General features: G+C 70.5%; 8 protein-coding genes. All 8 read left to right on the top strand.

From position 1 onward, the window contains the following. Positions 1 to 334 precede the first annotated feature (334 nt). The 8 genes from PHA29_RS05575 to ruvX all read left to right on the top strand — a co-directional run bounded on the left by PHA29_RS05575 (position 335) and on the right by ruvX (position 9,578). Positions 335 to 1,591: a deoxyguanosinetriphosphate triphosphohydrolase family protein gene (locus PHA29_RS05575; RefSeq protein WP_270848551.1), complete on the top strand. Its 1,257-nt coding sequence runs from the start codon at positions 335 to 337 to the stop codon at positions 1,589 to 1,591. A 43-nt stretch (positions 1,592 to 1,634) separates the two neighbouring features. Beyond that, the gene (locus tag PHA29_RS05570; protein WP_270848550.1) at positions 1,635 to 2,987 is read left to right on the top strand and encodes a replication-associated recombination protein A; all 1,353 of its coding nucleotides are present in this window, start codon (positions 1,635 to 1,637) and stop codon (positions 2,985 to 2,987) included. Positions 2,988 to 3,103: 116 nt separating this feature from the next. After that, positions 3,104 to 3,697 (top strand): hypothetical protein, encoded by a 594-nt coding sequence (locus tag PHA29_RS05565; protein WP_270405134.1) that lies wholly within the window; start codon positions 3,104 to 3,106, stop codon positions 3,695 to 3,697. Continuing rightward, on the top strand, positions 3,690 to 4,067 hold the full coding sequence (locus PHA29_RS05560; protein WP_270405135.1) for an ATP-binding protein: 378 nt from the start codon (positions 3,690 to 3,692) through the stop codon (positions 4,065 to 4,067). The genes PHA29_RS05565 and PHA29_RS05560 overlap by 8 nt, the downstream gene beginning before the upstream one ends. Further along, positions 4,067 to 4,858 (top strand): RNA polymerase sigma factor SigF, encoded by a 792-nt coding sequence (locus PHA29_RS05555; RefSeq protein WP_270848549.1) that lies wholly within the window; start codon positions 4,067 to 4,069, stop codon positions 4,856 to 4,858. The genes PHA29_RS05560 and PHA29_RS05555 overlap by 1 nt, the downstream gene beginning before the upstream one ends. Continuing rightward, complete coding sequence (locus PHA29_RS05550) at positions 4,855 to 6,243, top strand: AI-2E family transporter (RefSeq protein WP_270848548.1); 1,389 nt, start codon at positions 4,855 to 4,857, stop codon at positions 6,241 to 6,243. Before PHA29_RS05555 ends, PHA29_RS05550 begins: the two co-directional genes overlap by 4 nt. A gap of 234 nt (positions 6,244 to 6,477) precedes the next feature. Beyond that, a complete protein-coding gene (alaS, locus tag PHA29_RS05545) occupies positions 6,478 to 9,138 on the top strand; it encodes an alanine--tRNA ligase (protein ID WP_270405138.1) in 2,661 nt (886 codons plus the stop codon). Positions 9,139 to 9,143: 5 nt separating this feature from the next. Beyond that, positions 9,144 to 9,578, top strand: a complete 435-nt coding sequence (ruvX, locus tag PHA29_RS05540) for a Holliday junction resolvase RuvX (RefSeq protein ID WP_270405139.1) — start codon at positions 9,144 to 9,146, stop codon at positions 9,576 to 9,578. Positions 9,579 to 9,699: the final 121 nt, after the last annotated feature.

Below are 9,699 nucleotides of genomic sequence, written 5' to 3'. Positions count from 1 at the left end.
GCCTCCTTCGATCGGGACCTCGACGGCTTCCGGTTCCAGCGTAGCGCGCCGGGCGGCTGCCGGCCCGAAGCGCGCCGGCAGCCGGCCCCCGGACTTCCCCCGTGGTCTTAACGGAATCCGAACGCGCAGGTGAGGATATCCGTCTGCGTCCGTGCGCGCAGCTTGCCGCCACGGCGGGCGCGCCCGCTTCGCGCGCCGGGGCGCGGATCGGGGGCCTTCCGCGCGCCGCCCCGCCGCTCCCGTCCACGGCGCGCCGCGGACGTCGACGCGCTTCTCGGTCCACACGGTGTGCGATGATGTCCCCAGACACGGAGTTCGAAGGGAGTCGCAGCGTATGAGCGGTATCGGCATCGATGCGCACCGCACCGAGGTGCGCGAGAACATGGAGCGCATCCCCGATCGGTTGAGCGACGGGCTCATCGAGAGGATCGAGGACGACCGGGCACGCGGATGGGTGAACCCCTACCGCACCGATGACGGGTCCGCGCTGCGGCGCGAGGCTAGGCCGTCGGATGCCGGGAGCATCTGGCGCCCGCCCTTCGTGCGGGATGTGGAGAAGATCATCCACACGCCCGCCTACAACCGCTATGCGGGCAAGACCCAGGTGTTCAGCTTCCGGAGCAACGACGACCTCTCGCGGCGCGGGATCCACGTCCAGCTCGTCTCCCGCATCGCGCGCGACATCGGGTACGCGCTCGGGCTCAACTGCGACCTCATCGAGGCCATCGGGCTGGCGCACGACCTCGGCCACACGCCGTTCGGCCATGCCGGCGAGCGGGCGCTGAACGACGTCTACCACGCCCGGACGGGACGGTGGTTCTTCCACAACGTGCACTCCGTGCGCGTGCTCGACGCCCTGTACGGGCGCAACGTCACCCTCCAGACGCTCGACGGGTGCCTCACCCACAACGGCGAGTACGAGCAGCGCGTGTTCGAGCTGTCGGGCGCCCGGGGCTTCGACGACCTCGACCGCGCGGTGGCGGGGTGCCGCGAGCGCGGCCACGCGGCGGTGGGGTCCCTGCGCCCCATGACGCTCGAGGGGTGCGTGGTGCGCATCTCCGACATCATCGCCTACGTCGGCCGCGACCGCCAAGACGCCATCGCGGCGGGCCTGCTCGACCAGGACGGGTTCGAGGACGGCCTGGGCGGGGCGTACAACTCCTGGATCCTGTCGCACGCCTCCGCCGACATCATCGAGCACAGCTACGGGCGCGACCGCATCGAGATGAGCGAGGAGCTGTTCTGCGAGATCCGGCGCGCCAAGGCGGAGAACTACCGCAAGATCTACCGCTCGAGCGGGATCGAGGGCGAGCGCGCCGAGGTCCTGGGGCGCGCCTTCTCCCTCATGTACGAGCACTGCCTCGGCGACCTGCGCGCCCGCGACGAGTCGAGCTACATCTTCCGGCACCATATCGCGCGCATCGACGCCGCGCTGTCGCACTACGGCAAGCGCTACGCCTGGGAGGACGACCTCGACCAGACGGTCGTCGACTACATCGCCTCCATGACCGACGGTTACTTCTCGGAGCTCGCCCAGAAGCTCTTCCCGGAGATCCGCTTCCCGCAGCGCACCTACATCAACGAGTGCTAAGCTTGAGCGCCGGGCATTCGGAGGAGATGAAGGGAGCCGACCCGTGGAGACCCTGTTTTCCAGCAACGAGCGCGCCAGGCGCCTCGGCCACGCCCCGCTCGCGGTGCGCATGCGCCCCGCCTCCCTCGACGAGTACGTGGGGCAGCAAAAGGCCGTGGGGCCCGACTCCTGGCTGCGCCGCGCCATCGAGCGCGACGTCCTGTCGAGCGTGATCCTGTACGGCCCCGCCGGGACGGGGAAGACCACGCTCGCCCACATCATCGCCGCCCACACGCGCAGCGAGTTCGTCGAGGTGTCGGCGGTCACGGGGACGGTGAAGGACCTGCGCCGCGAGATCGAGGAGGCCCAGCGCCGCCTCATGGCCTTCGACCGGCGCACCATCCTGTTCATCGACGAGATCCACCGCTTCTCCCGCTCCCAGCAGGACGCGCTGCTGCACGCCGTGGAGAACCGCACGGTCGTCATGATCGGCGCCACGACGGAGAACCCCTACTTCGAGGTCAACTCGGCCCTGCTCTCGCGCAGCCGCGTGGTCGAGCTCGAACCGCTCTCCGATGAGGACATCGCCGTGCTCGTGCGCCGCGCCGTCGCGGACGAGCGCGGCCTGGCGGGCGCCTACGCGCTCGACGACGACGCGGTCGAGGCCGTCTGCACCCTGGCAGCAGGCGATGCGCGCAGCGCGCTCACCACCCTCGAGCTCGCGAGCGAGTTCGCGCTGACCCGTCCCGAGTCGGACGCCCTCGTCGACGCGGGGGAGCCGGTTCCCATCACCGTCGAGGACGTGCGCACCGCCAACCCCCGCCGCGGCCTGCCCTACGATAAGAACGGGGACATGCACTACGACGTCATATCCGCCTTCATCAAGTCGATGCGCGGTTCGGACCCGGACGCCGCGGTGTACTGGCTCGCACGGATGATCGACGCGGGCGAGGATCCCAAGTTCATAGCGCGGCGCATCATGATCCAGGCGTCGGAGGATATCGGCAACGCCGACCCCCAGGCCCTGCTCGTCGCAGCCGCCGCGTTCAAGTCCGCCGAGGTGATCGGATATCCGGAATGCCGCATCAACCTCGCCCAGGCCGCGATCTACAACGCCCTCGCACCCAAATCCAACGCGGCGGAGGCCGCCATCGACGCCGCGCTCGAGGACGTCCGCACGAGCGGCCGCCGCGAGGTGCCGAGCCACCTGCGGGACCGCCACCGCCCCGGCTCCGAGGAGTACGGCACGTACCTCTACCCGCATGACTACCCCGAGGGCTGGGTGGAGCAGCGCTATCTCCCGGAGGGGCTCGAGCGCGGCTGCTTCTGGCAGCCGGACGGCCGCGGATGGGAGCAGTGGCGCTTCGAGCAGTCCAGCCGCGACCGCTCGGGGGCGGCCCCGGAGGTCGGGGACTAGGTGCGCTCATTCGCCCGATTTTGCGCTGTGCCCGTTAGGCGGGGTCCGGCCGGGGTAGTATCAGATGAAGTGCGCCCGCGCCCCGCGGGCGCGTCGACCGTATTGGGGGAGGAAGCATGGACCCGCTCCACATCGTCTTGATCCTGCTCGCGATCGCCGCGATATGGGCCGTCGCCGAGCTCGCCGTCACGCTCCGCCGGGCCCGCGGGACCGTCGAGTCCGTCGACCGCACGCTCGGGGAACTCGACCGCACCCTCGCCGAGGCGCGCCCCGTCATGGCCAAGCTCGACGATGCCCTCGACGAGCTCCAGCCCGCACTCGGGCAGGTCGAGCCGCTCCTCAAGCAGGGGAGCATCGCCGTCGAGGCCCTCTCCGCGGACCTCATCGAGGTGAACGGCGTCCTGCGCGACGTCTCCGCCGTCACCAGCGACATGCAGACCGCCACGGGCGCCGTCTCGGGGATCGCCTCGGCGGCCACCGAGAAGGTCTCGAGGCTCCTCGGCCGGCGGGGCCCCGCCCCTCAGGACCGCGCGCTCGACGAGCCTGCCTCGGGTGCCGACGACGCCGAGGAACCCGAGGGCTCGGAGGGGGATACCGCCGAGGTGCCTGAGGCGCCCGCCGCCGATCCCGCGCCCGAGCGCGGCTACTACACCTACGGGGCCGCGGCCGGCGCCCCGTCCGACACCGAATCCGGGAGCTCGCATGAGTAACGAAAACGCCCATATCCGCCTGTCCGTCGCGGCGGACCCGCACCTCGCGCGCCTCGTGCGCATGACCGCCGCGAACGTCGCGACCCTGTGCGCGATGTCCGTCGACCGCGTCGAGGACGTCCGCATGGCCGCCGAGGAGGCCTTCATCTTCGCGTGCGCCGCGCGCCCCGGCGGGGAGGTCGCCTTCGACTTCGACGTCGACCCCGCCCGCGTCGCCCTGTCAGTCGAGCTCGACGGACCCCTGCCCGATGCGGAGCCCGGCGACGAGTCCGCCCTGTACGCCGACCTCATCCTCGGCGCGGTGTGCGACGCCTACGAGAAGCGCCCCGAGCCCGCCGCGCTGCTGCTGACGCTGAAAGCGGACCTGTGATGGCTGAGAGGGTGGCTTCGGGCAAGGCGGCCTGGGACAAGGAGAAGACGCACGAGCTGTTCCGCCGGTACAAGCAGGACGGCGACATGGAGGCGCGCGAGAAGCTCGTCATGTCCCATCTGAACCTCGTCCGCTTCCTCGCCAACAAGTTCAAGAACCGCGGCGAGCCGCTCGACGACCTCATCCAGGTCGGCTACCTGGGCCTGCTCAAGGCGATCGACCGCTTCGACCCCGATCGCGGCCTCGAGTTCACCACCTACGCGACCCCGACCATCATGGGCGAGATCAAGCGGCACTTCCGCGACAAGGGCTGGAGCGTGCGCGTCCCGCGCCGCCTCCAGGAGCTCTCCGCCAAGGTCAACCAGGCGACCGATGCGCTCACCACGAGCCTGCAGCGCTCTCCGACCGTCGAGGAGATCGCCGAGTACCTCGATTCCACCGTCGACGAGGTGCTCGAGGCCATGGAGTCCTCATCCGCCTACACCTCGGTGCCCCTGGAGGCGCCCGGCGGCTCCGATTCCGAGGACACCCCCTCGGTCCTCGACCGCTACGCCTCCGAGGACAGCGCGCTGGCCTTCACCGACGACCGCCTCGTCATCGAGGAGGCGCTCAAGGGCTTCTCGCCGCGCGAGCGCGAGGTCATCGAGATGCGCTTCGTGAAGGGGATGACCCAGATCGAGATCGCCGAGAAGCTCGGCGTGTCGCAGGTGCAGGTCTCGCGCCTGCTGCGGCGCACGCTCAAGAAGATCCAGGACAAGATCGATCCCGAGGGGGTCATGGGCAAGCGATGACGAACGCAGAACCCGGCGCCGCGGGCGCCGACCGCGCCCTGCGCGACACGCGACTGATCGCCCTGCGCATCTGGGCCGTCGTGGGCGCCCTCGTGATCGGCGCCATGCTGCTGAACGTCGTGGGCGTCCTCGCCCCCGTCGTCCTGTTCCTCGCCGTGGGCTCGCTCATCGCCTTCGTCGAGGCCCCCGTCGTCAACGGGCTCGAGCATCGGGGCGTCCCGCGCGGGGTCGGCGCGCTCGTCGGCCTCATCGTGGTCATCGCGGCGGTCGTGCTGCTGTTCACGATGCTGCTCCCCATGCTCATCAGCCAGGTCATCGACGTCCTGAACGAGATGCCGCGCTACTTCGTCTCGCTGCAGGCGTGGATATCCCGTCTCGTGGGGGATTTCCGAGCCCTCACCTCGTCGGATATGTTCAGCGGGCTCACCGATGTACTCGATTCCCTCCAGCGCACGGCGACCGGGTTCGTGACCGATCTGGCCGCCGACCTCGGCCGCGGCGTCATGCCGCTGATCGGCGGGTTCGCCAACACCCTGTTCATCGTCTTCTTGGGGCTCGTGCTCGCGTACTGGCTCGCGCGCGACTACCCCAAGATCCACGGCGAGGTCGGATGCGCGCTGGGCGAGGGCAAGGAGGAGGACTACCGCTTCCTGCTCGCGATCCTGTCCCGCTCGGTCGGCGGGTACATGCGCAGCATGATCGTCACCTCGGTCGTCAACGGCGTCATGGTCTTCATCGGGCTCGTGCTCGTCGGGCACCCCTATGCGGGCCTCATGGGCGTCCTCACCGGCATCTTCCACCTCATCCCCGTCGTCGGCCCCTGGATCTCGGCGGCGGCGTCGGTGTTCGTCGCCTTCTTCCACGGCCCCGCGACGGCCCTGTGGACGCTCGCGGTGTGCGTGGTCGCGCAGAACATCACCGACAACGTCATCTCGCCGAAGGTCATGCAGTCCAGCGTCCAGGTGCACCCCGCCATGAGCCTCGCGGCCATCGTGATCGGCTCGGCCCTCATGGGCCCGCTCGGCATGGTCGTCGCCATCCCGCTCACGGCCGCCCTGAAGGGCCTGTTCATCTTCTACTTCGAGAAGCGCACCGGCCGCCAGCTCGTCGACTACGACGGCGCGATCTTCCGGGGGACGCCGTACCGCGACGAGTACGGCGACCCGGTGCCCGCCTTCGACGCGCTCGGCGACGACTCCTTCGTCGCCGACTCCGAGCTTCTGACCGACGACCTCGTGCCCGAGGCGACGGCGCTGCCCAAGCCCGAGTTCGAGAACCCCTGGTCCAAGCTCGCCGGCCTCCAGCCGGGTTCAACCGGGATGTTCCGGAACCCCTTCGCGGGCGGGGACGATTCCGGCGACGACAAGGAGGACGACGGCCGCTGAGACGCATAGGCCACCGTCCGCGCGCAGGAGCGCCCCCGTACCCGATCGCCCGCTCGCGGGCATCCGGCACGGGGGCGCTCCGCGTTCCCGTCGCCCCGCGCGCCCGCGGGCCGCGGGCGCCCGCATGCGACCCCCATAATCGCAGTTCACGTGAGTTTCCGCGCAAGCCCCCCGTATCTGATAGACTCTTTTGCGTTTACGCCTACCTATCGCATCAACCGAGGAGCTCACCGTATGAACGCTGATGTCCCGACCATGACCACCGCCGAGATCCGCTCGGCCTTCCTCGCCTTCTTCGAGGAGCGCGGGTGCAAGCTGTTCCCGAGCTCGTCGCTCGTGCCCGACGACCCGTCCCTGCTGCTCGCCAACGCCGGCATGAACCAGTTCAAGCAGTACTACCAGGGCAAGAAGACGATGCACGAGATCGGCGCCACCTCGTGCCAGAAGTGCGTCCGCACCAACGACATCGACATCATCGGCTCCGACGGCCGCCATGCGAGCTTCTTCGAGATGCTCGGCAACTTCTCCTTCGGCGGCGTGTCCAAGGAGCAGGCCTGCGCCTGGGCCCTCGAGCTGTCGACCGACGTCTTCCACCTGCCCATGGAGCGCCTGCACTTCACCGTGTTCACCGACGACGACGAGACCTACGGCATCTGGCGCAAGCTCGGCGTGGCCGAGGACCACATCTCGCGCCTGGGGGCCGACGACAACTTCTGGGCGGCGGGCCCCACCGGCCCGTGCGGCCCGTGCTCCGAGATCTACTACGACATGGGCGAGGACGTGGGCTGCGGGCGCCCCGACTGCGCCCCGGGCTGCGACTGCGACCGCTTCCTCGAGTACTGGAACCTCGTGTTCACGCAGTTCGACCGCCAGGAGGACGGCTCCATGCCGGAGCTGCCGCACCGCAACCTCGACACCGGCATGGGCCTCGAGCGCATGAGCGCCATCATGCAGGGCAAGACCTCCTTCTTCGACAGCGACATCATGCAGGGGCTCATCAGGCTCGGCGAGGAGATCTCCGGCGTGGCCTACGTGAGCGACGACTACGAGGGGCCGAGCCGCTCGCTGCGCATCATCGCCGACCATGCGCGCTCCGTCGACTTCATGATCTCCGACGGCATCCTCCCGGGCAACGAGGGCCGCGGGTACGTGCTGCGCCGCCTGCTGCGCCGCGCCGTCTTCCACGGCCGCCTCATCGGGATCGAGGGCGCGTTCCTCGGGCGCTTCATCGACCGCGTGAACGAGCTCATGGGCGACGCCTACCCCGAGCTCACCAAGAACGTCTCCCTCGTCCAGGGCATCGTGAACGCGGAGGAGGAGCGCTTCTCCGCCACGCTCGACAACGGCCGCGTCTACCTCGACGAGGCCCTGTCCGGCCTCGGTGAGGGCGAGGTGCTCGACGGCGCCACCGCCTTCAAGCTGCACGACACCTTCGGGTTCCCCATCGACCTCACCGTCGAGATCGCCGAGGGCGCCGGGCACGCCGTCGACACCGAGGGCTTCGACCGCGAGATGGAGGCGCAGCGCGAGCGCGCCCGCGCCAACGTGAAGGGCGACGCCTGGGGCTCCTTCAACGACGTGTGGACCGAGCTCTCCGACGTGCTGCCCGCGACGGAGTTCTGCGGGTACGACGAGGAGCAGCTCGACGGGGCCCGCGTGCTCGCCCTCGTGGTCGACGGCGAGCGCGTGGAGCGCGTCCACCGCGGGCAGCAGGGCGTCGAGGTCGTGCTCGACCGCACCCCGTTCTACGCCGAGATGGGCGGTCAGATGGGCGATGCCGGCAGCCTCGTCGCGGGCGGCACCGTGCTCACCGTGCTCGACACCAAGAGCCATAACGGCCTCTACGCGCATGTCGCCCAGGTCGATGCCGGGGAGCTGCGCGAGGGCGACGTCGTCAGCGCCGTCGTCGACGGACACCGCCGGTCGCTGCTGCGCCGCAACCACACCGCGACCCACCTGCTCGACGCGGCCTTGAAGGAGGTCCTCGGCGACCACGTGAACCAGGCCGGCTCCCTCGTGGCGCCCGAGCACCTCCGCTTCGACTTCACGCACTTCGAGGCGCTCACCTCCGAGCAGCTCTCCCGCATCGAGGCGCTCGTGAACCGGGAGATCTTCGCCGCGAAGCCCGTTGTGACCCGCATCATGGGCATCGACGAGGCCAAGGCCGCCGGTGCCGTCGCCCTGTTCGGCGAGAAGTACGGCGACGTCGTCCGCGTCGTGTCGGTGGGCGAGGAGGAGCACCCGTTCTCGCGGGAGCTGTGCGGCGGCACCCATGCGCGCAACACGGCGGAGATCGGCCTGTTCAAGATCGTCTCCGAGTCCTCGACCGGCTCCAACGTCCGCCGCATCGAGGCGGTGACGAGTGAGGGCGCCATCTCCTACCTCGAGGGGCGCGCGGCTGCGCTCGAGCGCGCCGCCCTGGCCCTCAAGTGCCGCCCCGACGAGGTCACGGGCCGCATCGAGTCGCTCCAGAAGGAGCTGCGCGAGGCCAACCAGAAGCTCAAGGCCGCCCTGACGGGCGGGTCCTCGGACGCCATCGGCGCCGCGGTGGCCGACGCCGCCGACTTGGGCGCCTACCGTCTCGTCGTCGCGCGCCTCGAGGGGCTCGAGGCGGCTGACCTTCGCAACGTCTGGGACACCGTCCGCCAGAAGGTCTCCGGTCCCGTCGCCTGCGTCCTCGCCACGGTGACCGGCAAGGGCACCCCGGCGCTGCTCGCCGCCGCCACCGATGAGGCCGTCGCCTCCGGGTTCTCTGCGGGCGACGTCATCAAGGAGATCGCGCCGTGCGTCGACGGCCGCGGCGGCGGCCGTCCCGGCATGGCGCAGGCCGGCGGCAAGGACGCCGCGGGCATCGACGCCGCCCTCGACGCCGCCCGCGCGCGCTTCGGGCTGTAGGCCGCATGGTCGCGCTCGCGCTCGACATCGGCGACGCCCGCATCGGCGTCGCCGTCTCGGACCGCACCGGCACCGTCGCCTCGCCGGTGAAGGTCCTGCCCGCCGCGGAGGTCCTCGGGCTCTCCCGGAGCTTCCGCGCCATCGTCGCCGACCACGAGCCGGACGTCCTCGTGGTCGGGCGGCCGCGCACCCTGGCGGGGGAGGACGGCCCCCAGGCCGAGCGCGTCATGGAGGCGGGGCGCGACCTCGCACGCGCGCTCGGCCTGCCCGTCGAGTTCGCCGACGAGCGGCTCTCGTCGGCCGAGGCGAAGCGCATCCTGCGCGAGCAGGGGCTCACCGAGCGCAAGATGCGCGGCAAGGTCGATATGCTCGCAGCCTCCCTGTTCCTCCAGGCGTGGCTCGATTCCAGGAACGGAGGGGACGTGCGTGGACAGGCATAGCTCAGACGGCCCGCGCCGCCAACCCGCCGCGGGGCCGACCCGACGCGGGACCGGACAGGCGGGCACCCGCTTCCGCACCTCGACCGGCTCGGGCCCGGCGCCCGCGGCCCGGCGCGCGCCT

Source organism: Candidatus Collinsella stercoripullorum (assembly GCF_027669965.1).
Lineage (GTDB): Bacteria > Actinomycetota > Coriobacteriia > Coriobacteriales > Coriobacteriaceae > Collinsella > Collinsella stercoripullorum.
The sequence above is the reverse complement of the archived record's forward strand: the minus strand, read 5'-3'. Positions and strand labels throughout refer to the sequence as shown.